The organism is Diaphorobacter sp. LI3, assembly GCF_022807955.1.
Taxonomy (GTDB): Bacteria; Pseudomonadota; Gammaproteobacteria; order Burkholderiales; family Burkholderiaceae_C; genus Diaphorobacter; species Diaphorobacter nitroreducens.
This window is the reverse complement of sequence record NZ_CP094346.1, coordinates 164040-184706: the sequence shown is the minus strand read 5'-3', so window position 1 is coordinate 184706 and position 20667 is coordinate 164040. Positions and strand designations below refer to the sequence as shown.

Here is a 20667-nt window from a genome sequence, read left to right as displayed (position 1 = left end):
CCACGCCCCTTCCATGCCCGCCCCACAGACCCAGCCCCCCGCTGCCGAACGCGACGTCTACGTCGACCTGTACGAAGCCAAGAAGAAGATCTACCCGCGCGCCATCGGCGGCGTGTTCACGCGCTGGCGCTGGGCACTGGTGCTGCTCACCCAGGGGGTGTTCTACGGCCTGCCCTGGTGGCAGTGGGGCGAGCGCCAGATGGTGCTGTTCGACCTGGGCGCGCGGCGCTTTTACCTGTTCGGCCTGGTGCTGTACCCGCAGGACTTCATCTACCTCACCGGCCTGCTCATCATGTCGGCGCTGTCGCTGTTCCTGTTCACGGCGGTGGCGGGGCGGCTGTGGTGCGGTTTTGCCTGCCCGCAGACGGTGTACACCGAGCTGTTCCTGTGGCTGGAGCGCCTGACCGAAGGCGACCGTAGCGCGCGCATGCGGCTGGACAAGGGCCCGTGGACCTTCGAGAAGCTGTGGCGCAAGACGCTCAAGCAGCTCGCCTGGGTGTCGGTGGCGCTATGGACCGGATTCACGTTCGTGGGCTACTTCGTGCCCATCCGCCAGCTGGGCGGCGAGCTGCTGGCGCTGCACGGCACCTGGCAGATCTTCTGGGTGGGGTTCTACAGCTTCGCCACCTATGGCTTCGCGGGCTACATGCGCGAGCAGGTGTGCAAGTACATGTGCCCGTATGCACGCTTTCAGAGCGCAATGTTCGACAAGGACACGCTCATCGTCACCTACGACACCCAGCGCGGCGAGCCGCGCGCCGCGCGCAGCAAGAAGGTAGACGCCAAGGCCGCCGGCCTGGGCGACTGCATCGACTGCTCGCTGTGCGTGCAGGTGTGCCCCACGGGCATCGACATCCGCAAGGGCCTGCAGTACGAGTGCATTGGCTGCGGGATGTGCGTGGACGCCTGCAACACCGTGATGGACAAGGTGCAGTACCCGCGCGGGTTGATCCGCTACGCCACGCAAAACGGCATGCAAAACCGCTGGAGCAGCGCACAGATGCTGCGCCGCGTGCTGCGCCCGCGCGTGCTGTTCTACAGCGCCGTGCTGCTGGCGCTGTGCACGGCCATGCTGGCCAGCCTGGTCACGCGCACGCCGCTGAAGGTGGATGTGGTGCGCGACCGTGCCGCGCTCTCGCGCGTGGTGGCGGGTGGGCAACTGGAGAACATCTACCGCGTGCAGGTCATGAATGCCACCGAGCAGCCCCAGCGCTACCGCATCACGGCCAGCGGCCTGCAGGGGCTGCAGGTGGCCTCGGAGCCCGAAGTGGAGATCGGCCCCGCCGAGTCGCGCTGGGTGGCGGTGCGGCTGCAGGTGCCCTATGGCGCCGCGCCCGCCGGTTCGCACACCGTGCACCTGGACGTACAGGCGCTGGGCGACCGGGCGCAGGTGTCGGAAAAGACCGTGTTCCTGGTGCCGCGCTAGGCGCGGCCGCACATCACAAGCCAAAAGAGCTTCCAGCGCCCTTCTATCAAGCGCTGAAAGCTCCTTATTTCATAGCAACTTCGCTATCAATCCATGCGGATGTTGCGCTCCTTGATCAGCGCACCCCAGCGGGCCAACTCCTTGTCCAGGTGCGTGGCCAGCTGCTGCGGCGTGGTGCCGATGGGCTCGGCGCCGATGGTCTCGAACTTGGCCACGGTATCGGGCTGCTTCATGGCGTCGATCAGCGCGGCGTTGATCTTGTTCACGATGGCCGCCGGCGTGCCCGCGGGCGCGAACACGGCGAACCAGGGCGAGACCTCGTAGCCCGGCACGCCGGCCTCGGCGATGGTGGGCACGTCGGGCAGCGTGGCCGAGCGCTTGGCGCTGGTCACGCCCAGCGCGCGCAGCTTGCCGGCCTGGATGTGCGGGCGCGCCGAGGTGATGCTGTCGAACATCAGGTCCACCTGGCCGCCCAGCATGTCGGTCACGGCCGGGCCGCTGCCCTTGTAGGGCACGTGCAGCAGGTTCAACCCGGCCATGGAGGCGAACACCTCGCCCGCCAGGTGAATGGAGGTACCGTTGCCGGCCGAGGCATAGGTGAGTTTGCCGGGGTCGCGCTTGGCATGGGCGATCACGTCGGCCACGGACTTGTCGGTCGTCTTGGCGGTGTTCACCACCAGCACGTTGGGCACGATGGCCAGCAGGCTGATGGGCGCGAAGTCCTTCACCGGGTCGTAGCTCAGGCGCGGGTACAGCGCCTTGTTGGTGGCCATGCCGATGGACGTGATCATGATGGTGTAGCCATCGGCCGGCGACTTGGCCACGGCGTCGGCTCCGATGTTGCCGCCCGCGCCGGGACGGTTCTCGATCACGAAGGGCTGGCCCAGCGTGCGGCCGGCCTTCTCGCCCAGCGTGCGGGCAATCACGTCCATGGCGCCGCCCGGAGGGAAGGGCACGACCCACTTGATGGGCTTGGAAGGCCAGTTGGCGTCGGGCTGGGCCACGGCGGCGGCGGGCAGCAGGCCTGCGGCGGCCAGGGTGCAGGCGCCCAGCAGGGCAATGCGGCGGGAGAAAGTCATGGTGTGTCTACCTCAGGTCCAGGATGTCAGGCGGCGGCCACGCGGTCCATGCGTGCCTCGGGGCGCTGCTCGTCGGCCGACAGGGCCTTTTGCAGCACGAAGTCAAAGCGCACGCGGGTGAACGGCGCGCTGATGCCCAGCGATTCATAGCCGGCGGCGGGCGTGCCCGGCTCCAGCGTGACCACCAGGCCGTCGCGCGTGGCGAAGGCGAAGTCGTCGTCCAGGAAGCTGTCGCCCGGAATGTTGACCTGCGTGGTCAGCGTGCGCAGGCCGTCTGCCACCACCAGGAAGTGGATGTGCGCGGGTCGGTTGCCATGGCGGCCCAGGGCGTCGAACAGTTCGGCCGTGGGGCTGCCCGGCGGGATGGCGTAGCCCGGTGGGATGAAGCTGCGAAAGCGATAGCTGCCGTCCGCCCCCGTGCGGATCTTGCGGCGCAGGTGGTAGGGCGCCTGGTCGGGGTCGAAGTGCGAGTAGCGGCCCAGTTCGTTGGCGTGCCACACGTCCACCAGCGCGCCGGCCACGGGCTGGCCGTCGGTGTCGAGCACGCGGCCTTCCATCACCACCACCTCGCCGCGCGGCGGCTCCTCGCCCTCGTCCAGGCGCACCTCGCGCTCGGACAGCGGCGCGCCGGCCACGAACAACGGGCCCTCGATGGCGCGCGGCGTGCCCGCGGCGCGCTGGGCGCGCTCGTCGGCCTCGTCCATGCGGATGTCGATCAGGCGGTCAAAGCCCAGGCCGGCGGTGATCAGGCCCGTCTGGCCGCTGGCGCCCAGGCGCGTGAGCCAGCCCACGCCGGCCCAGAACTCGTCGGGCGTCACGTCCAGCTCTTCGATGGTGCGGAACAGGTCCGTGACGATGCGCTGCGTGATCTGGCGCACGCGGGCATTGCCCTCGGCCACGTGTACGGTGTTGACGATGTCCAGCAACTGCTGGGCGGTGTATTCGGCCATGTCTCTCTCCTGTGGGATGGAATGTGGGGTGTCGGGGGCCGTGCGTCAGCCGGCGGCGCCTTCCTGCACGATGGCCGACGGATGGTTGGCCAGCGGCGTCACGTGGATGTCCATGTAGGGAAACAGCGGCAGCTGCGACAGCAGCTGGTGCAGCTCGTCGTTGGACTGCACGTCGAACACGCTGTAGTTGGCGTACTCGCCCACCACGCGCCAGATGTGGCGCCAGCGGCCATCACGCTGCAGGTCTTGCGAGTACGTCTTCTCGCGGGCCTTGATTTCGTCGGCCTGCGCGGCGGGCAGGTCGTGGGGAATCTTCACATCCATGCGAACGAGGAACAGCATCTGGGTTTCTCCTGGCAAAAAAAGGGGTTCAGGCGGGCTGCGCGCTGGCGCGGCCCAGGTCCACGTGCACGGGCGTGAGGCCCTGGCGTGCACGGTCGAAGCGGTCGAGCCGCTCGGGCACCACGGTGAGGCCGAAGCCCGGCCCGTCGGGCAACTGCAGCGCGAAGTCGGAAATGGCCATCTGCTGCTCCACGATGTCGTCCACCAGCAGCTGCGGGCCGAACAGCTCGCAGTTGTGGTGCGTGCCGCCCAGCGTGGCAAACACATGGGCCGAGGCAGCGCTGCCGACGGAGGTCTCCAGCATCGTGCCGCCGTACCAGCCGATGTCGGCGGCGCGCGCCACGTCGGCCACGGCGCGCGTGCGCAGCAGGCCGCCGTGCTTGGCGATCTTGAGCGAGAACACATGGCAGGCGTTGTGGCGCGCCAGGCGCATCGCGTCCTGCGGCGTGCAGACGGTCTCGTCGGCCATCACCAGCGCGGTGTGGGGCAGCGTGGCGGTGAGCTGGCGCAGCGCCTCCTCGTTCCACTGGGCCACGGGCTGCTCGATCAGGCCCACGCCGGCGTCGATCATCTCGGGCAGGTAGCGGCGCGCGGTGGCGCCGTCCCAGGCCTGGTTCACGTCCACCGTCATGCTGGCGCGGCCGTCCAGCGCGCGGGCGATGCGTGCCACGTGCGCCACGTCGTCCTGCGGGGCGCGCGCGCCGATCTTCAGCTTGAAGATGCGGTGGCGGCGCGCGGCCAGCATCTTCTCGGCCTCCTCGATGTCCTTGGCGGAGTCGCCGCTGGCCAGCGTCCAGGCCAGGGGCAGGCTCTCGCGCTGCTTGCCGCCCAGCAGTTGCCACACGGGCAGGCCCAGGCTGCGCGCCACGGCGTCGATGGCAGCCTGCTCCACGGCGCTCTTGGCAAAGCGATTGCCCTTGCAGGCCAAGTCCATGCGGTGCAGCAACTGCTCGAAGCGGCCCGCGTCCTGGCCGATCACGGCAGGCGCAAGGTAGCTGTCGATGGCGTGCCGGATGCTCTCGGGCGATTCCTCGTTCCACGAGGGACCGCCGATGGTCGCGGCCTCGCCGAAGCCGCTGGCACCATCGCTCAGCCACAGCTGCACGATCACGGGGCTCTGGCGCTGGATGGCGCCGAACGAGAGCTTGTGCGGGCGGATCGTGGGGATGTCCAGGATGCGTGCCTGGATGCGTTCGATGCGCAGCACGGAAGCGGAAGGAGAAGTCGTCATGGAAAGCGGGCCGTGGCGGAAAAAAGCGTTACGGGCCATGACCTTAGCGCTGCCATCGGGGCGAATCCAATGAGATATATTGCAGTTTTTGTTCGACGCCATCGAACAGTCACAGGTTTTAGGGTTAACCCTTAGAACGGATTGCACCCATGGAACTGCGCCAGTTGCGGTACTTCTTGAGCGTGGCCGAGACCGAGCACCTCACCCGCTCGGCGGATGCGCTGTTCGTCACACAGTCCACGCTCTCGCACGGCCTGCGCCAGCTGGAGGCCGAGTTGGGCGTGCCGCTCTTTGACCGCCTGGGGCGCGGGCTGCGCCTGTCGCAGGCGGGCCATGCCTTTCGCGACCACGCGGCGCGCGCGCTGCAGGAGCTGGAAGCCGGGCGGCAGGCCGTGGCAGACATGAGCGCGCTGCAGACCGGCACGCTCCAGGTGGGCGTGATCCCCACCTTTCTTACGCGCTTCGTGCCCGACGCGGTGGCCGCCTTCAGCGCGCGCTACCCGGGCGTACAGCTCACCGTGCGCGACCTGCGCAGCGGCCAGATCGAGGAACTGCTGATCGCCGGCCGGCTGGATCTCGGCATCGCCTTCCATCCCGCGAGCCGCGAGGAGATCGAGGCCGAGCCGCTGTTCGAGGAACGCATGCATCTGGTGGTGCACCAGGGCCACCCGCTGGCGCGCAGGCAGCGCCTGCGGCTGGCCGAGCTGGCGGGCGTGCCGCTGGCGCTGCTGCCGGCCAGCTTCGCCACGCGCCGGTTGATCGACGCGGCCTTCGCCCAGGCGGGCGTGACGCCGCTGGTGCGCGTGGAGATGGAGTCGGTGGATGCGCTGCTGCAGGCCTGCCGCAGCGGGCCGCTGGCCACCATCGCCGCGGAGCACGCGGCCCTGCACGCGGGCCCCGACATGCGCGCCGCCGTGCTCACCGAGCCGCGCACCGTGCGCCGCGCCGGCCTGCTGTGGCGCCGCGGCGCCTCGCGCAGCGCCGCGGCGCGCGAGTTCGTGGCGCTATTGCGGCCCGCCATCGCACGCACCGCTGCTCCGCCTTCCCTGCAGGGCAGTGTTGCACAGCAAGAGTAAAAAATGGCTCTAGCGCTTACCAGTCAAGCGCAAGCAGCTATGAACTAAGGAGCGCCTACCGCTACCCCGGCTGGCGCGGCAGCAGGCACGGCCTGGGCCGATGCGGGCAGGCCGAAGATGCGGTCGAACGCCCAATTGAAGGCGTAGGTGTAGACAAGGAAAAACAGCAGCAGGCCGGCCTCCATCACCGTGGCCTGCCACAGGCTCACGCCGAACCACCAGGCCATCAGTGGGATGAGGACCAACGCTAGACCGCCCTCGAAGCCCACGGCGTGCACCACGCGCCGCAGTACGGAGCGGCCCTTGACGCGCTGGCGCGCCTCCCAGCGCTCGAACAGGGCGTTGAAGGTCACGTTCCAGGCGATGGCCAGCGCGGACGCGACGACGGCCATCACCCCCGAAGCGCCCGCGCCCTGGCCAATGGCCATGAAGAGCAGGCTGGAGACGATGATCGCGATGATTTCGTAAAGGGTGACAAAGACCACCCGGCGCTTCGGCCCCTGCAGGCCGACAGCATGTGTTGTTGCACTCATGCGGCGCAGTATAGGGAGTGAAATCTGAAGGAAAAAGTCATCTTCTTTCAGAAATATTGATAGATTGGCGCATGGCCTTCACTTCCGACAACGTCCTCGTGTTCCTGGCCGTGCTGGACCGCGGCTCGTTCTCCGCCGCGGCGCGGGCGCTGTCGCGCGTGCCCTCGGCCGTGAGCATGGCCATCGCCCAGCTGGAAGCCGAGCTGGACATGCCCCTGTTCGACCGCAGCGGCCGCGAGCCGCGCCCCACGGCGGCCGCGCGTGCGCTGGAGCCGCAGGCACGCGCGCTGGCGGCGCAGCTGCAGCAGCTCAATACCCAGGCGCTGGCGCTGACCCAGGGGCTGGAGGAGCGCCTGACCCTGGCCATTGCACCCGAGCTATTGGCCGCGCGCTGGCACGGCCCGCTGGCCACGCTGGCGCAGGACTACCCGCTGCTGCAAGTGGAGGTGCTGGCCGCGCCCCAGGCCGATGCGCTGGCCCTGCTGCATGCCGGGCGCGCCCAGCTCGCGCTGGTGTTCGAGCGCCCCAGCCTGGACGGGCGGGAAGACTTCCAGGAGGTGGGCAGCGAAACCCTGGTGGCCGTCATCGCGCCGCAACATCCGCTGCTGGCGCCGCGCGCGGCGGGTGCGGGCCCTGCAGGCCTGCGCGAGGAACACCTGGCCGGCACGCGCCAGATCGTCGTGGCCGGGCGCGACCTGGGGCAGACCGATGCGCGCTTCGTCTACGCGCGCCACCATTGGCGCACCGACAGCCACTTGGCCGCGCTGGGCTTGATCGAGGCAGGCCTGGGCTGGGGCTGGCAGCCGCGCGCGCTGGTGGCGCCGCGCATCGCCGCCGGCACGCTGGTGGAACTGCCCCTGGAGAATCTGAGCAACGGCGCCCAGTTGTGGGTGGACGTGGTCTGGTCGCGCGAGCGCCCGCTGGGCCTGGGCGCACGCCGCTTCGTAGAGTTGATGGCGCGCCAGCGGCCCGGCAGCAGCCCGGCGCCACAATAGCCAGGCACTGACCATCTTGAGGAGCGTTCATGCCCACCTACCTGCCACCCTTTGACATCGCCGACGACGCGCTGGCCAAGCAATGGCGCCAGTGGCAGCCCAAGGACTTCGCCCCGAACGGCGGCAACGGCAAGAACGACAAGAACGGCAAGCATGCCGACAAGGACAACGGCGCGCTGCACCTGAAGGACTACGACCCTGGCGCCAAGCCCTTTTCCTGCGGCGACAAGGCACTGGACAAGGCCCGCGTGGAGGAGCTGGCGCTGGAGCTGGACGCGCTGCAGGACCTGCTGTACGCCGACCGCCGCTACAAGCTGCTGGTGGTGCTGCAAGGCATGGACACCGCCGGCAAGGACGGCACCGTGCGCGGCGTGTTCGGCCGCATGAGCGCCCTGGGCGTGCATGCCGTGGGCTGGAAGGCGCCCACCGAGCTGGAGCGCGCGCACGACTACCTGTGGCGCATCCACCGCCAGGTGCCGGGCGCGGGCGAGCTCACCGTGTTCAACCGCAGCCATTACGAGGACGTGCTGGTGCCCGTGGTGAACGGCTGGATCACGCCCGAGCAGCAGCGCCAGCGCTATGCGCACATCAACGACTTCGAGCGGCTGCTGGCCGAAACGGGCACGGTGGTCATGAAGTTCATGCTGCACATCAGCAAGGACGAGCAGCGCCAGCGCCTGCAGGAGCGCCTGGACGACCCCACCAAACACTGGAAGTTCGACATGGGCGACATCCAGGTGCGCGAGCAGTGGGACGCCTACCAGCGCGCCTATGAGGCCTTCCTGCCCGCCACGCACACCCCGTGGGCGCCGTGGACCATCGTGCCCGCCGACTCCAAGACGCACCGCAATCTGATGATCGCCAGCGTGCTGCGCGGTGTGCTGCAGCGGTTGGAACTGCGCTACCCCCCGGGCGACCCCGCGCTGGAAAAGTTCACAGTCAAATAGGGCTCTAGCGCTTGCATGGCAAGCGCCAACAGCTCCTTTTAAAGGAGCAAATTTCACCAAGACGCGGGCATGGCAAGGTTATGCATCGAATGCATTAGATGGAAACATGGCGGCGTTGGACAGCCCTGGGCGACAGGCATAAAGTGCTTCGCTTGGTAGACATTCCCCAAGGAATTCCGCATGTCCAACACCCCCAACCCACCCCTTCCCACCCACGCGCTGCCGTCGTATCTGGACCCCAACCACCTCGGCCCCTGGGGGGTGTATCTGCAGCAAATCGACCGCGTCACCCCTTACCTGGGCAGCCTGGCGCGCTGGGTGGAGACGCTGAAGCGCCCCAAGCGTGCGCTGATCGTGGACGTGCCCATTGAGCTGGACAACGGCACCATCGCCCACTTCGAGGGCTACCGCGTGCAGCACAACGTCAGCCGAGGCCCGGGCAAGGGCGGTGTGCGCTTTCATCAGGACGTGACCCTGTCCGAAGTCATGGCCCTGTCGGCCTGGATGAGCATCAAGAACGCGGCCGTGAACGTGCCCTACGGTGGCGCCAAGGGCGGCATCCGCGTCGACCCCAAGACCCTGTCGAAGGCCGAGCTGGAGCGCCTGACGCGCCGCTACACCAGCGAAATCGGCATCATCATCGGCCCCTCCAAGGACATTCCCGCCCCCGACGTGAACACCAACGCCCAGGTCATGGCCTGGATGATGGACACCTATTCCATGAACGTGGGCACCACCGCCACCGGCGTGGTCACGGGCAAGCCCGTGGACCTGGGTGGCTCGCTGGGCCGCGTGGAGGCCACGGGCCGCGGCGTGTTCACCGTGGGCGTGGAGGCCGCGCGCCTGACCGGCATGGCCATCGAGGGTGCGCGCGTGGCCGTGCAGGGCTTTGGCAACGTGGGTGGCACGGCCGGCAAGCTGTTTGCCGAGGCCGGCGCCAAGGTGGTGGCGGTGCAGGACCACACCGGCAGCATCCACAACGACAAGGGTCTGGACGTGCCGGCGCTGCTGGCGCACGTGCAGCGAACCGGCGGCGTGGGCGGATTCGCCGGCGCCGAGCCCATGGCCAACGACGCCTTCTGGGGCGTGGCCTGCGACATCCTGATCCCCGCAGCGCTGGAGAGCCAGATCACCAAGGACAACGCGGGACGGATCCAGGCCAAGATGGTGATCGAGGGCGCCAACGGCCCCACCACCCCCGAGGCCGACGACATCCTCAACGACAAGGGCGTACTGGTGCTGCCCGACGTGATCTCCAACGCCGGCGGCGTGACGGTCAGCTACTTCGAGTGGGTGCAGGACTTCTCCAGCTTCTTCTGGACCGAGGACGAGATCAACGCCCGCCTCGTGCGCATCATGAAAGAGGCCTTCGCTGGCGTGTGGCAGGTGGCGCAGGAGAACAAGGTCACGCTGCGCACGGCGACCTTCATCGTGGCCTGCAAGCGCATCCTGCATGCGCGCGAGATGCGCGGCCTATACCCCTGAAACGGCCCGCTCCGTGCGCAAGGCGGCCTGCGGGCCGCCTTTTTCTTTGCCTGCCCTTCCCGGCCCCGGCGCACGCGCATACGGGACATCGCGGATGGCGCGCGCGCACCCCATTTTTATAATCGGCCGTGCAGACTGCCCTTGGCGGCCTGCATGCGCCCTTTTGTTCGGGCAGGCCGCAGTCCCTGTGGCCACCTGGAATCCCGAACCGTCTGCCGGGCGCGTCATCGCGCTGGCCATTCCTGCGATGGCCAGTTTCATTGCTCTCCCTGCTGCCTGCGGCAGCGCCACGCCCATGCCTTCCCCGCGAGGGAGCGGCAGGGCGTTTCATCACACAAGGAGTCTCCCCAGGATGCGCATGTCTCAATGCCTGCCTCTCAGTTTTGCCACCCTCGCCGCCCTCGCCCTGCCGGCCGCCGCGCAGTCGCAAGTGACCATCAGCGGCTATCTGGACACCGGCGTCTTTCGTGACTACGACAAGACCCGCAAGCTGGGGACGATCCAGCGCAGCCATCTGGCGGTGGCCGGCACGGAAGACCTGGGCGGTGGCCTCAAGGCCAACTTCCGCCTGAGCACACGCTTCGAGCTGGATACGGGGCAATCCGAAGGGGCGGGCAGCAAGCCCTTCTGGCATGACGAATCCACCGTGGGCCTGCAAGGCGGCTGGGGCCAGTTGCGCCTGGGCCGCGCCCTCAGCGCGATGTGGAGCCAGGAATGGAAGTTCGACGCCTTCTCCAACTTCAACCGCATTGCCTCCACCGCCTGGCACATGGCCCACTACTACACGCCCACCGACCGCGCCAGCAACAACGGGGCCGCGGAGTACGGGCGCATGACCAACGGCATCTACTACGACTCGCCCACCTGGGACGGCTTCTCGTTCAATGCCAGCGCCTCGACCGAGCGCACCCAGGCACCCGGCCGCGACGGGCGCGGCGGCTCGGTGGCACTGAACTACGACCAGGGCCCGGCGGCCGCCATGGTGGGCTACGAGCGCAACGGCAGCGGTGACAAGGACCTGTTCCTGGGCGGTCTCTACCGCCTGGGCGCCGCCACGCTGATGATGGCCTACGACCACAGCCGCGCGGGGAGCAGCCCCGATACGTCGCGCATGGTGTCGGTGGGCGGCAGCTACGCCCTGGGTGTCACCACGCTGCGCGCAAGCTATGGCCGCCAGCGGCTGAACGACGGGGTGACCCACCACATGGCGTCACTGGGGGCGGAGTACCACCTGTCCAAGCGCACCATGCTCTACGCGAGCCTGGGGCACCAGCGCTACGAACACAACCCCTCGCGCACGGCGTTCGGCGTGGGCGTGGCCCACGCCTTCTGACGCTGCCTCAGAGCACGCGCTGCGCGCGCAGCGCCTGCAGTTGCGCGGCATCCAGCCCCAGCCGCTCGCGCAGCACCTCGTCGGTGTGCTGACCCAGTGCGGGCGGGGCATAGCGCAGGGTGACGGGCGTATCGGACAAGCGCAGCGGGCTGGCGGTGGTCACCACGCGGTTGACCACCTCGCCGGCCGGCGGCTGGGCGCCGGGGTAGCGCTGCTGCTCCACGCGCAGTCCGCGTGCGCGCACCTGCGCATCGTCGAACGCCTGGCCGACGTGGTTGATCGGGCCGCAGGGCACGGCCTTGTCCTCCAACAGCGCGATCCAGGCGGCCGTGGGCCGCGTGCGCGTGAGGGCGGCCATCAGGGGGATCAGCGTCTCACGGTGGGTCACCCGGCCGGCGTTGGTGGCAAAGCGTTCGTCGCCGGCCCAGTCGGTACCCGCCGCTTCGCAAAAGCGCGCGAACTGCCCATCGTTGCCGATGGCCAGCAGCATGTTGCCATCCTGCGTGGGAAAGTCCTGGTAGGGCACGACGCTGGGGTGGGTGTTGCCCTGGCGCTTCGGAATGTTGCCGGCGTTGAGGAAGCCCGCACCCTGGTTGGCCAGCACCGCCATGGCCACGTCCAGCAACGCCATGTCGATGTGCTGGCCGCGTCCCGTGCGGTGGCGCGCCTCCAGCGCACCCAGGATGGCGGTGGTGGCATACATGCCGGTGAACAGGTCGATCACGGCCACGCCCACGCGCATCGGGCCGCCGCCAGGCTCGCCATCGGCATGGCCGGTGATGCTCATCAGGCCGCTCATGGCCTGGATCAGCAGGTCGTAGCCGGCCCGCGGCGCATACGGCCCGGTGTGGCCGAAGCCGGTGACCGAGCAGTAGATCAGGCGCGGGTTCAGGGCCGACAGGCTTTCGTAGTCCAGCCCGTAGCGCTTGAGGCCGCCGGTCTTGAAGTTCTCCACCACCACATCGCTTTGCTGGGCCAGCTCGCGGATCAGCCGCTGCCCCTCGGGCGTGGCCATGTCCACGGTGACGGAGCGCTTGTTGCGGTTGCAGGCGGCGAAGTAGCAGGCGTGTTCGCTCGGCTGGCCGTCGGCATCGGGAAAGAACGGCGGCCCCCAGTGGCGCGTGTCGTCGCCATCGCCGGGCTTCTCGATCTTGATCACGTCGGCGCCCATGTCGGCCAGGTTCTGGGTGCACCACGGGCCGGCCAGCACGCGCGATAGGTCGAGCACGCGCAGATGGCCGAGCGCGCCGGCGCGGCCTGCGCCTGGGGAAGATGAGGAATCAGGGGTGGTCATGGACAGGCGGTGGTTGCCGAGCGGAAGGCGCATGGTACGGCCCGACTCGGCGCCGCGGCTTTGCATTTGTGAAAGCTGGCGTTCACGCAGGGCCGCCAGGGTATCCAGCGCTTTCTACAATGCCGGCCATGGCCATGCATTTCGATCTTGTGGATCTGCGCCTGATGGTGCACATCGCCGACGCCAACAGCATGACGCGCGGCGCGGAACTCTCCTTCATCTCCCTGCCGGCGGCCAGCACGCGCATCAAGAACCTGGAAGAAAGCATCGGCACCAAGCTGCTGTACCGCACCAGCCAGGGCGTGACGCTCACACCGCCGGGCCAGGCCTTCGTGTCCCACGCGCGCATGGTGCTCGGGCAGATCGAACACCTGCGCGGCGACATGCAGGAATACGTGCGCGGCATCAAGGGCCATGTGCGCGTGTTCGCCAACACCACCTCTCTGGGCGAATTCCTGCCGCCGGTGCTGCGGCACTTCCTGCGCCGCAACCCCGACGTGAACATCGACCTGCGCGAGCGCCTGTCGCACGACATCGTGCGCGCCGTGACCGAGGGGCAGACCGACATCGGCATCGTCGCCGGCCTGGTGCGCACCGAGAACCTGGAGACCCTGCCCTACCGCCGCGACCGGCTGGTGTTGGTGGTCCCCAAGGGCCACGCCCTCGACGGCGAGATGCAGATCGACTTTGCCGACACGCTGGAGCTGGACTACGTGGGGCTGCACGAATCCAGCGCCATCCATGCCTTCCTGCGCCACGCCAGCGACCAGCTGCACCGCCCGATCAAACTGCGCATCCAGGTCGGCAACTTCGAGACGGCCTGCCGCATGATCGAGGCCGGCGTGGGCGTGGGCGTGCTGCCCGAGTCCGCCGCCAGCCGCCATGCGCAGGCCATGGACATCGCCATCGTGCCGCTGTCGGACGCCTGGTCGGTGCGCGAGATGCAGATCTGCGTGCGCAGCATGGAGGCCCTGCCCAGCTTTGCGCAGGAACTGGTGGACCTGCTGGTGGCCGATGCGCATGGGCGGCTGCAGCTGGAGTGACCGCCGCAGCGGCAGCGGCAGCGGCAGCGGCCCGCGCGATCTTTGAGTGAAATTGGCCTCTAGCCCTTGCTAGACAAGCGCTAGCAGCTCACTTTTTTGAATCAAGCGTGGTCGGCGCCAGCCAATACTTGAAGGTGCCGTGTGCGGTGGCCACGAGCTGGCCGTCCTCGTCCAGCAGTTGGCCCGCGCAACTGCACAGGCTGCGCGTGGCATGCACCACCCAGCCTTCGGCCAGCAGCGCGCCGCGCCCCGGGCGGTGAAAGCGACTGCTCATCTCCACCGTCACCGCGGTCTGCGAGGGCGCCTCGGGCAGCTCGCCTGCGGCGCGCGACATCACGGAATCCAGCAGCGCCATGACCACGCCGCCATGCGCAGCGGGTAACTGGTTGAGCAGTTCCTCGCGCAGGTGCGGCAGGCGCACCTGCACCTTGCCCGGCGGCGCCGGCACCTGCGCGGCGCCGATCAGGCGCATGAAGGCGCTGCGGTCCACCAGCGGCCGCGCCCCGCTCATGCGGCGCGCGCCGCGCGCACCATGTTGCGCGCGATGATGATCTGTTGGATCTGCGTCGTGCCCTCGTACAGGCGGAACAGGCGCACGTCGCGGTAAAAGCGCTCGATGCTGTACTCGGCCATGTAGCCTGCGCCGCCCAGGATCTGCACCGCACGGTCGGCCACGCGGCCGCACATCTCGGTGGCAAACATCTTGGCGCACGAGGCCTCGGTGGAGACGTTGTGCCCGTCGTCGCGGCGGCGCGCGGCGTCAATGGTCATGCACTCGGCGGCGTACAGCTCGGCCTGGCTGTCGGCTAGCATGGCCTGCACCAGCTGGAAGTCGCAGATGGGCTGGCCGAACTGCTTGCGCTCCAGGGCATATGCGAGGGCGTCGCGCAGGATGCGCTGGGCCACGCCCACCGCCACCGCGGCGATGTGGATGCGGCCCTTTTCCAGCACCTTCATGGCGGTCTTGAAGCCGCGGCCCTCCTGCAGGCCGATGAGGTTGGCCGCCGGCACCTTGACGTTGTCGAAGATCACGTCGCAGGTGTGGGCGCCGCGCTGGCCCATCTTTTTGTCGTACTTGCCAAAGCTGATGCCGGGCGTCTTGGCGTCCACGATGAACGAGGACACGCCGCCCGCGCCCTTGTCGGCCGGGTTGGTGCGTGCCATGAGCGTGAACATGCCGGCGTGCGGCGCATTGGTGATGTAGCGCTTGGTGCCGTTGACGATGTAGTGGTCGCCGTCCTTGATGGCCGTGGTGCGCAGCGATGCGGCGTCCGATCCCGCCTCGGGTTCGGTCAGCGCGAACGAGGCGATGACCTCGCCGGTGGCCAGCTTGGGCAGCCACTGGGCCTGCTGCTCGGGCGTGCCATCCATCAGGATGCCCTGCGAGCCGATGCCCACGGTGGTGCCGATGACCGAGCGGAAGGCCGGCGCCGTCTGGCACAGCTCGAACAGTACGCGGCACTCCTCCTCCATCGTCAGCTCCAGGCCGCCGAACTTCTCGGGAATGGTCATGCCGAACAGGCCCAGCTCGCGCATCTCCTGCACGATGGACTCGGGAATTTCATCGGTCTCGGCCACTTCGTTCTCGGCCGGCACCAGGCGTTCTCGCACAAAGCGGCGCACGCTGTCGAGCAGGGCTTCCAGGATGTCTGGGTCGCGGATCATGAGGGTTCTTTCTTCGGTATGCGGGTTCAGAGGGTGTCGGCGGTGCCGAGCACGGCGGTGGACTGGCTGGACAGCGTGCCGCCGTTGCCATGCACCACGGCGGTGTCATGACGCGATAGCTGGCGCGCGCCGGCCTCGCCACGCAGCTGGCGCACGGCCTCGATCAGCGCAAAGATGCCGTACATGCCCGGGTGCACGCACGACAGGCCGCCGCCGTTGGTGTTCACGGCCAGGCGCCCGCCGGGCGCGATGCCGCCGTTCTGCACGAAGGCGCCGGCCTCGCCCTTGGCACAGAAGCCCAGGTCTTCCAGGAACAGCAGGGTGTTGATGGTGAAAGCGTCGTACACCTGGGCCATGTCCATGTCTTTGGCCTGCAAACCCGCCATCGCGAAGGCCTGGGCGCCCGACTGCGCTGCCGCGGTGGTCGTCAGGTCGGGCATGCAGGAGATCTGGCGGTTCCAGATCGCGGTGGCATTGCCCAGCACATAGACGGGCGGGTTGGGCAGGTCGCGCGCGCGCTCGGCGCGGGTGAGCACGAGAGCGCCGCCACCGTCCGTCACCAGGCAGCAGTCGCGCACGGTGAGCGGGCTGGCGATCGGCCGGGCCGCCAGCACTTCCTCGATGGTGAGCGGGTCGCGCATGAACGCCTCGGGGTTCTGCTGCGCCCAGGCACGTGCGGCCACGGCCACCTCGGCCAGTTGTTCGCGCGTGGTGCCGAATTCGTGCATGTGGCGCGCGGCGGCCAGCGCATAGGCGGACACGGGCAGCACCGGCTCATAGGGAAATTCGTAGGGCTGCGGGTCCAGGAAGCGGCGTGCGGCCACGCTTTCCTTGCGCCCGAAGGTGGCCGAGCGCTGCGCGCTGCCGTAGCACACCAGCACGGCCTTGCACTGACCGGCCTCCAGCGCGCGGATGGCGGGCAGCAGGTGGGCGATGAAGCTGGAGCCACCGATCATCGTGCCGTCCACATAGGTCGGGTTGATACCGAGGTGTTCGATCACCGGCATGGTCCACATGCTGGCGTTCACACTGCAGGTGGCCAGGCCGTCGATGTCCTGCATGGTCAGGCCCGCGTCGGCCACGGCCGCGTGCGCCGCGCGCACCAGCAGCGTCATGTCGTCCATGCCGGGCGCCTCGCCGCAGCCGTAGGTGGCAGCGCCGACGATGGCTGCGCGGCCGCGCAGCGGCCGGTTCACGGCGGCGGCGTCCAAGTGGGATTGCGGAACGCGGCTCATGCGGCACCCCCTTGCGCTGTGGGCTGGAACAGCACTAGGCCGCGCCCATCCTTCTGCGCCACGCGGGCCTGCACACGCTGGCCGATGCGCACGTCTTCGGGCGCCACCCCCTCCACGCGGCTCATCATGCGCACGCCTTCATCCAGATCGATCAGCGCGACGTTGTAGTTGCCCCCCGCGTCCGCCTTGCGCGCGATGGTGGTGGCGGAATACACGGTGCCCAGGCCGCTGGCGCGCACCCAGCGCAGCGGGCTGGCGCCGCAATGCGGGCACAGCTCGCGCGGCGTGAATACGTGGTTCTTGCACTGCGGACAGTGCTGCAGGCAAAAGCGGCCGGCATCCAGCTCGGCCTGGTAGTGGGTCTGTGCGCTCAGGTGCATGGGATTCTTCGAGTCTTCGGAGTACGAGGCACAGCATGCCCCGGCCACCGCATCACTTCAATTCGACAATCTGAAAGGGCGTCTTCGCCGCGGCATCAACCCGGCGTGATCCCCGCCGTCTTGATCACCTTGGCCCACTTGTCCAGCTCGCCGCGCAGACGCTGGCGCATCTGCTCCTGCGTGCCGGGATCGGCCTCGGCGCCGGCGTCCAGCAGGCGCTGGCGCACGGCGGGGTCTTTCATCGCAGTGTTGAAGTCGGCGTTGATCTTGTCCAGCACGGCCTGGGGCGTCTTAGCGGGCGCGAACAGCGCGGCCCACGAATACGCCTCATAGCCGGGCAGGCCCGATTCCACGCCCGTGGGCACGTCGGGCAGCATGGCCGAGCGCTGGCGGCTGGCCACGCCCAGCACCTTCACGCGGCCGCTCTTGATGTGCTGCAGCGCCGTGGGTGCGTCGCTGAACATGAGCTGCACCTGGCCGCCCAGCAGGTCGTTCATCGCGGGGGCGCTGCCCTTGTAGGGAATGTGCTGCAGCTTGGTCCCCGCCTCCATGTTGAACAGCTCGCCCGCCAGGTGCGTGCCGCCCCCGTTGCCCGACGAGCCATAGGCCAGCGGCGTGCCCTTTTTGGCCAGCGCGATCAACTCCTGGATGGTGTTGGCCGGCACCGAGGGGTGGGCCACGATGAACACCGGGAACATGGCGGCAAAGCTGATGGGCGCGAAGTCCTTCTCGATGTCGTAGGGCAGCTTGCCCATCAACGAGGGGTTGACCGAGTGGTGGATGGCACCCACGAAGAGGCCGTAACCGTCGGGTGCCTCCTTAGCGGCGGCCGTGGCGCCCACCACGCCGCCCGCGCCAGCGCGGTTGTCGATGACGGTGGGCGTCTTCCAGATCTCGGACAGCCTGTGGCTGAAGACGCGGGCGGTGGTGTCCACCGGGCCGCCGGGCGGGAACGGCACGATGAAACGCACGGGCTTGCTGGGCCAGGGGTCGGCCGCGAGCGCCGCCAGCGGATGGGCGGCGGCAAGCAGGCTGCCGGCGATGAAGCTGCGGCGGGAGGGGGTGGAATGCATGGTGTGTCTCCTATCGTTCAGGTGGTCAGGCCCAAGGCCTGGTCTTTCAGGGTGCGCTTGAGCACCTTGCCGTTGGTATTGGTGGGCAGTTCGCTCAGGGCGACGATGTGGGACGGGCGCTTGTAGGGCGCGAGCAGCTCGCGCAAATGGGACTGCATGGCATCGGCATCCAGCGCGGCGCCGGAGCGCAACTCCACAAAGGCCACGATCTCCTCGTTGCCGTCCTCCACGGTGCGGCCCACCACGGCCGAGCGCTGCACGCTGGGGTGGGTGTTGAGCGCGGTCTCCACCTCGGCGGGGTAGACGTTGAAGCCCGAGCGGATGATCATTTCCTTCAGGCGCCCCACGACGAACAGCGCGCCGTCGGCATGCATCTCACCCAGGTCGCCGCTGGCGTACCAGCCACCTTCGCGCATCACCGCGGCCGTGGCCGCGGGGTCGCGGAAGTAGCCGGGCATCAGCCCCCGGCCGCGGACCCACAGCTCGCCGCGCTCGCCCAGCGGCAGCGGCTCGCCCGTGGCCGGGTCGGTCACACGCACCTCGGCCTCGGCCACGGCGTAGCCGGCACTGGTGTCGGGCCGCTGCTCGCCCAGGCGCGTGAGGTGCACCGAACCCGCGTATTCCGACAGGCCGTAGCCGTGGTGCAGCGCCTGGCCGAAGGCGGCCTCCACGCGCTGCTTGAGCGCCAGGTCGAGCGGGCCCGCTCCGGTGTAGAGGTAGCGCAGCGCCGGCGCCTCGGGCCGCTGGATGCCGCGCTCCTGCAGATGCGCCAGCAGGCGCGAGAACAGCGCGGGCGGCCCCTGTAGCTGCGACACGCCATGGTGGGCCAGCGCATCCAGCAGGTCGTCGGGATCGAACTGCGGACGCATCACGAGCTGCGCGCCGGCCAGCAGCGAGCTGATCAGCACCGTGCCCAGACCGAAGATGTGGGTCATGGGCACAAAGGCGTAGCTGCGGTCCTGCGGACCCAGCGCACGCGATGCCCCCGACACGCGCGCGAAGTGGATCAGCGCACCGTGCGTGAGCATCACGCCCTTGGGCTGGCCCGTGGTGCCCGAGGTGAAGATCAGCGAGGCGACCGTATCGCGCAGCGCACCTGCCTCGGGCTGCGCGTCCTGGAGAACTGCGCCGTGCTGCATGCCCGGCAGCGCGGAATCGACCGCCGCAAAGCGCTGGGCATGCGCGGCAGCGCTGCGCGATGCCGCAGCCGTGAAGAACACCACGCGCGCATCGGCCTTGCCGACGAAGGCGTCGATCTCGGCGGGCGCCATGCGTGCGTTCACGCCGCAGGACCAGGCGCCCACGCGGCTGCAGGCCAGGATCAGCGCAGCATGCTCGGGGCAGTTCTCGGCCACCACCAGCACGCGGTCGCCAGGGCGCACATCCAGGGCCCGCAGTTCGGCCTCGGCCGTGTCGGTGAGCGCGCCCAGGTCGACAAAACTCAGGCTGCGGCCGTCCGGCAGATGAATGAAGGGCCGCGCGGGCGCCTCGGCCAGCCAGCGGTCCAGCAGGTGATGGATGCGCTCTGCCATCTCAATCCACGGTGATGCCCTGGGTCACCGTGGCCCACATGGCGCGCTCCTGGGCGCCGCGCTCGGCCAGCTTCTGCGGCGCGCCGGTCCACTCGTCGTAGCCCAGTTCCTTGTAGCGCTTCTTCAGCTCGGGCTGCTGCAACGCGGCATTGACGGCCTTGTTGAGCTTGGCCACCAGCTCGGGCGACATGCCCTTGGGACCATAGACGCCGTACCAACCACCCACGTCGAAGCCCTTGAGGCCGTCGATGCCCGACTCGGCGAACGTGGGCACGTCCGGCAGCGAGGCATTGCGCTGCGGCGAGGTGACGGCAATGGCGCGCACCTTGCCGCTGTGGATGTAGGCGCTGGCGGTGCTGATGATGTCCAGCATCATGTTGAGCTGGCCGCCGATCACGTCCGTCATCGCCGGGGCGTTGCCCTTGTAGGGGATGTGGTTCATCTCGATGCCGCTGCGCTTGGCGAACAGCAGCGCGCCCAGATGGTTGGAGCCGCCCACACCGGCCGAGCCGTAGGCCAGCTTGCCCGGATTGGACTTGGCGGTGGCCACCAACTCGCGCACGCTCTTGTAGGGCTCGTTGTTGTTCACCACCAGCACGTTGTAGTAGCTCAGGATGGGCGCCACAGGCGTCAGGTCCTTGGCCGGGTCGAACGGCATCTTGGTCATCACATTGGGGCTGATGGTGATGGTGGGGCTGGCCGCAAACCACAGCGTCATGCCGTCGGGCTTGGAGCGCACGACCTCGCTGCCGGCAATGGTGGCGTTGGCGCCGGTCTTGTTCTCCACCATGACCGGCATGCCCAGTTCCTTGGACAGCGCCGGTGCGAACAGGCGCGCCCCCTGGTCCACGGGGCCGCCCGCGGCATAGCCCACGATGAGGCGCACGGGCTGGCCGTCCTGCGCGGCGGCAGGCAGAGCGAAGGCGAGAGGCGCCAGGGCCAGGGCGGCCGTGGCGAGACGACGGGAAGCGGGCATGGTGTGTCTCCTGATGTTGTAGGTAACGCGGGCACCGCTGGGGCGGAGGGCCAGCGCGTTGGCAGCAATGGT

At 68.7% G+C, this 20667-nt stretch carries 20 protein-coding genes; 7 read left to right on the top strand and 13 right to left on the bottom strand.

Features of this window, described 5'->3' with window-relative positions; all coding sequences use genetic code 11:
* The first annotated feature begins 13 nt into the window (after positions 1–13).
* On the top strand, positions 14–1426 hold the full coding sequence (gene ccoG, locus MRB47_RS00850) for a cytochrome c oxidase accessory protein CcoG (RefSeq protein ID WP_252101635.1): 1413 nt from the start codon (positions 14–16) through the stop codon (positions 1424–1426).
* Between the two features lie 86 nt (positions 1427–1512).
* On the opposite strand, the gene MRB47_RS00845 is transcribed toward ccoG, so the two are convergent.
* From MRB47_RS00845 to MRB47_RS00830, 4 genes are read right to left on the bottom strand one after another with little or no spacing between them, the layout of a single operon-like run.
* On the bottom strand, positions 1513–2505 hold the full coding sequence (locus tag MRB47_RS00845; RefSeq protein ID WP_252101634.1) for a tripartite tricarboxylate transporter substrate binding protein: 993 nt from the start codon (positions 2503–2505) through the stop codon (positions 1513–1515).
* 26 nt (positions 2506–2531) lie between these two features.
* A complete protein-coding gene (locus tag MRB47_RS00840; protein ID WP_252101633.1) occupies positions 2532–3455 on the bottom strand; it encodes a dioxygenase in 924 nt (307 codons plus the stop codon).
* Between the two features lie 45 nt (positions 3456–3500).
* The gene (gene catC, locus MRB47_RS00835; RefSeq protein WP_252101632.1) at positions 3501–3797 is read right to left on the bottom strand and encodes a muconolactone Delta-isomerase; all 297 of its coding nucleotides are present in this window, start codon (positions 3795–3797) and stop codon (positions 3501–3503) included.
* A gap of 28 nt (positions 3798–3825) precedes the next feature.
* On the bottom strand, positions 3826–5028 hold the full coding sequence (locus MRB47_RS00830; RefSeq protein WP_252101631.1) for a muconate cycloisomerase family protein: 1203 nt from the start codon (positions 5026–5028) through the stop codon (positions 3826–3828).
* Positions 5029–5177: 149 nt separating this feature from the next.
* On the opposite strand from MRB47_RS00830, the gene cynR reads away from it, so the two are divergent.
* The gene (cynR, locus tag MRB47_RS00825) at positions 5178–6104 is read left to right on the top strand and encodes a transcriptional regulator CynR (protein ID WP_220638304.1); all 927 of its coding nucleotides are present in this window, start codon (positions 5178–5180) and stop codon (positions 6102–6104) included.
* A gap of 44 nt (positions 6105–6148) precedes the next feature.
* On the opposite strand, the gene MRB47_RS00820 is transcribed toward cynR, so the two are convergent.
* Positions 6149–6637 carry a PACE efflux transporter gene (locus tag MRB47_RS00820; protein WP_220638303.1) on the bottom strand — a complete coding sequence of 163 codons (489 nt, stop codon included), beginning with the start codon at positions 6635–6637 and terminating at the stop codon, positions 6149–6151.
* 71 nt (positions 6638–6708) lie between these two features.
* Here MRB47_RS00820 and MRB47_RS00815 point away from each other — a divergent pair, with 71 nt between their 5' ends.
* The 4 genes from MRB47_RS00815 to MRB47_RS00800 all read left to right on the top strand — a co-directional run bounded on the left by MRB47_RS00815 (position 6709) and on the right by MRB47_RS00800 (position 11397).
* Positions 6709–7632, top strand: a complete 924-nt coding sequence (locus tag MRB47_RS00815; RefSeq protein ID WP_012655259.1) for a LysR family transcriptional regulator — start codon at positions 6709–6711, stop codon at positions 7630–7632.
* A 29-nt stretch (positions 7633–7661) separates the two neighbouring features.
* Positions 7662–8579: a PPK2 family polyphosphate kinase gene (locus tag MRB47_RS00810; RefSeq protein ID WP_252101630.1), complete on the top strand. Its 918-nt coding sequence runs from the start codon at positions 7662–7664 to the stop codon at positions 8577–8579.
* A gap of 180 nt (positions 8580–8759) precedes the next feature.
* Complete coding sequence (locus MRB47_RS00805; RefSeq protein ID WP_011803604.1) at positions 8760–10064, top strand: Glu/Leu/Phe/Val family dehydrogenase; 1305 nt, start codon at positions 8760–8762, stop codon at positions 10062–10064.
* Between the two features lie 352 nt (positions 10065–10416).
* Positions 10417–11397 (top strand): porin, encoded by a 981-nt coding sequence (locus tag MRB47_RS00800; protein ID WP_252101629.1) that lies wholly within the window; start codon positions 10417–10419, stop codon positions 11395–11397.
* A 7-nt stretch (positions 11398–11404) separates the two neighbouring features.
* Here the strand turns inward: MRB47_RS00800 and MRB47_RS00795 are convergent, their stop codons facing one another.
* Entirely contained in the window at positions 11405–12691 is a 1287-nt protein-coding gene (locus MRB47_RS00795; RefSeq protein ID WP_088888631.1) for a CaiB/BaiF CoA transferase family protein, read from the bottom strand.
* A gap of 128 nt (positions 12692–12819) precedes the next feature.
* Between MRB47_RS00795 and MRB47_RS00790 the strand changes: the two genes are divergently transcribed.
* Entirely contained in the window at positions 12820–13734 is a 915-nt protein-coding gene (locus tag MRB47_RS00790) for a LysR substrate-binding domain-containing protein (protein ID WP_252101628.1), read from the top strand.
* Between the two features lie 88 nt (positions 13735–13822).
* On the opposite strand, the gene MRB47_RS00785 is transcribed toward MRB47_RS00790, so the two are convergent.
* The 7 genes from MRB47_RS00785 to MRB47_RS00755 all read right to left on the bottom strand — a co-directional run bounded on the left by MRB47_RS00785 (position 13823) and on the right by MRB47_RS00755 (position 20595).
* Complete coding sequence (locus MRB47_RS00785) at positions 13823–14245, bottom strand: PaaI family thioesterase (protein ID WP_411275719.1); 423 nt, start codon at positions 14243–14245, stop codon at positions 13823–13825.
* Positions 14242–15399: an acyl-CoA dehydrogenase family protein gene (locus tag MRB47_RS00780; RefSeq protein ID WP_252101627.1), complete on the bottom strand. Its 1158-nt coding sequence runs from the start codon at positions 15397–15399 to the stop codon at positions 14242–14244. The genes MRB47_RS00785 and MRB47_RS00780 overlap by 4 nt, the downstream gene beginning before the upstream one ends.
* A gap of 26 nt (positions 15400–15425) precedes the next feature.
* Positions 15426–16634, bottom strand: a complete 1209-nt coding sequence (locus MRB47_RS00775; RefSeq protein WP_252101626.1) for a thiolase — start codon at positions 16632–16634, stop codon at positions 15426–15428.
* Positions 16631–17014: a Zn-ribbon domain-containing OB-fold protein gene (locus MRB47_RS00770; protein WP_252101625.1), complete on the bottom strand. Its 384-nt coding sequence runs from the start codon at positions 17012–17014 to the stop codon at positions 16631–16633. Before MRB47_RS00770 ends, MRB47_RS00775 begins: the two co-directional genes overlap by 4 nt.
* A gap of 95 nt (positions 17015–17109) precedes the next feature.
* Positions 17110–18087 (bottom strand): tripartite tricarboxylate transporter substrate binding protein, encoded by a 978-nt coding sequence (locus tag MRB47_RS00765; protein WP_011803596.1) that lies wholly within the window; start codon positions 18085–18087, stop codon positions 17110–17112.
* A 17-nt stretch (positions 18088–18104) separates the two neighbouring features.
* Complete coding sequence (locus MRB47_RS00760) at positions 18105–19619, bottom strand: class I adenylate-forming enzyme family protein (protein WP_252101624.1); 1515 nt, start codon at positions 19617–19619, stop codon at positions 18105–18107.
* A gap of 1 nt (position 19620) precedes the next feature.
* Positions 19621–20595: a Bug family tripartite tricarboxylate transporter substrate binding protein gene (locus tag MRB47_RS00755; RefSeq protein WP_252101623.1), complete on the bottom strand. Its 975-nt coding sequence runs from the start codon at positions 20593–20595 to the stop codon at positions 19621–19623.
* Between the last annotated feature and the right edge of the window lie 72 nt (positions 20596–20667).

What these genes read in the sequence shown, in the direction of transcription:
- MRB47_RS00805 (WP_011803604.1), top strand. Translation starts at nt 8,760, where the DNA reads ATGTCCAACACCCCCAACCCACCCCTTCCCACCCACGCGCTGCCGTCG.
- MRB47_RS00820 (WP_220638303.1), bottom strand. Translation starts at nt 6,637, where the DNA reads ATGAGTGCAACAACACATGCTGTCGGCCTGCAGGGGCCGAAGCGCCGG.
- MRB47_RS00770 (WP_252101625.1), bottom strand. Translation starts at nt 17,014, where the DNA reads ATGCACCTGAGCGCACAGACCCACTACCAGGCCGAGCTGGATGCCGGC.
- cynR (WP_220638304.1), top strand. Translation starts at nt 5,178, where the DNA reads ATGGAACTGCGCCAGTTGCGGTACTTCTTGAGCGTGGCCGAGACCGAG.
- ccoG (WP_252101635.1), top strand. Translation starts at nt 14, where the DNA reads ATGCCCGCCCCACAGACCCAGCCCCCCGCTGCCGAACGCGACGTCTAC.
- MRB47_RS00765 (WP_011803596.1), bottom strand. Translation starts at nt 18,087, where the DNA reads ATGCATTCCACCCCCTCCCGCCGCAGCTTCATCGCCGGCAGCCTGCTT.
- MRB47_RS00795 (WP_088888631.1), bottom strand. Translation starts at nt 12,691, where the DNA reads ATGACCACCCCTGATTCCTCATCTTCCCCAGGCGCAGGCCGCGCCGGC.
- MRB47_RS00780 (WP_252101627.1), bottom strand. Translation starts at nt 15,399, where the DNA reads ATGATCCGCGACCCAGACATCCTGGAAGCCCTGCTCGACAGCGTGCGC.
- MRB47_RS00760 (WP_252101624.1), bottom strand. Translation starts at nt 19,619, where the DNA reads ATGGCAGAGCGCATCCATCACCTGCTGGACCGCTGGCTGGCCGAGGCG.
- MRB47_RS00815 (WP_012655259.1), top strand. Translation starts at nt 6,709, where the DNA reads ATGGCCTTCACTTCCGACAACGTCCTCGTGTTCCTGGCCGTGCTGGAC.
- catC (WP_252101632.1), bottom strand. Translation starts at nt 3,797, where the DNA reads ATGCTGTTCCTCGTTCGCATGGATGTGAAGATTCCCCACGACCTGCCC.
- MRB47_RS00840 (WP_252101633.1), bottom strand. Translation starts at nt 3,455, where the DNA reads ATGGCCGAATACACCGCCCAGCAGTTGCTGGACATCGTCAACACCGTA.
- MRB47_RS00775 (WP_252101626.1), bottom strand. Translation starts at nt 16,634, where the DNA reads ATGAGCCGCGTTCCGCAATCCCACTTGGACGCCGCCGCCGTGAACCGG.
- MRB47_RS00785 (WP_411275719.1), bottom strand. Translation starts at nt 14,245, where the DNA reads ATGAGCGGGGCGCGGCCGCTGGTGGACCGCAGCGCCTTCATGCGCCTG.
- MRB47_RS00830 (WP_252101631.1), bottom strand. Translation starts at nt 5,028, where the DNA reads ATGACGACTTCTCCTTCCGCTTCCGTGCTGCGCATCGAACGCATCCAG.
- MRB47_RS00790 (WP_252101628.1), top strand. Translation starts at nt 12,820, where the DNA reads ATGGCCATGCATTTCGATCTTGTGGATCTGCGCCTGATGGTGCACATC.
- MRB47_RS00800 (WP_252101629.1), top strand. Translation starts at nt 10,417, where the DNA reads ATGCGCATGTCTCAATGCCTGCCTCTCAGTTTTGCCACCCTCGCCGCC.
- MRB47_RS00755 (WP_252101623.1), bottom strand. Translation starts at nt 20,595, where the DNA reads ATGCCCGCTTCCCGTCGTCTCGCCACGGCCGCCCTGGCCCTGGCGCCT.
- MRB47_RS00845 (WP_252101634.1), bottom strand. Translation starts at nt 2,505, where the DNA reads ATGACTTTCTCCCGCCGCATTGCCCTGCTGGGCGCCTGCACCCTGGCC.
- MRB47_RS00810 (WP_252101630.1), top strand. Translation starts at nt 7,662, where the DNA reads ATGCCCACCTACCTGCCACCCTTTGACATCGCCGACGACGCGCTGGCC.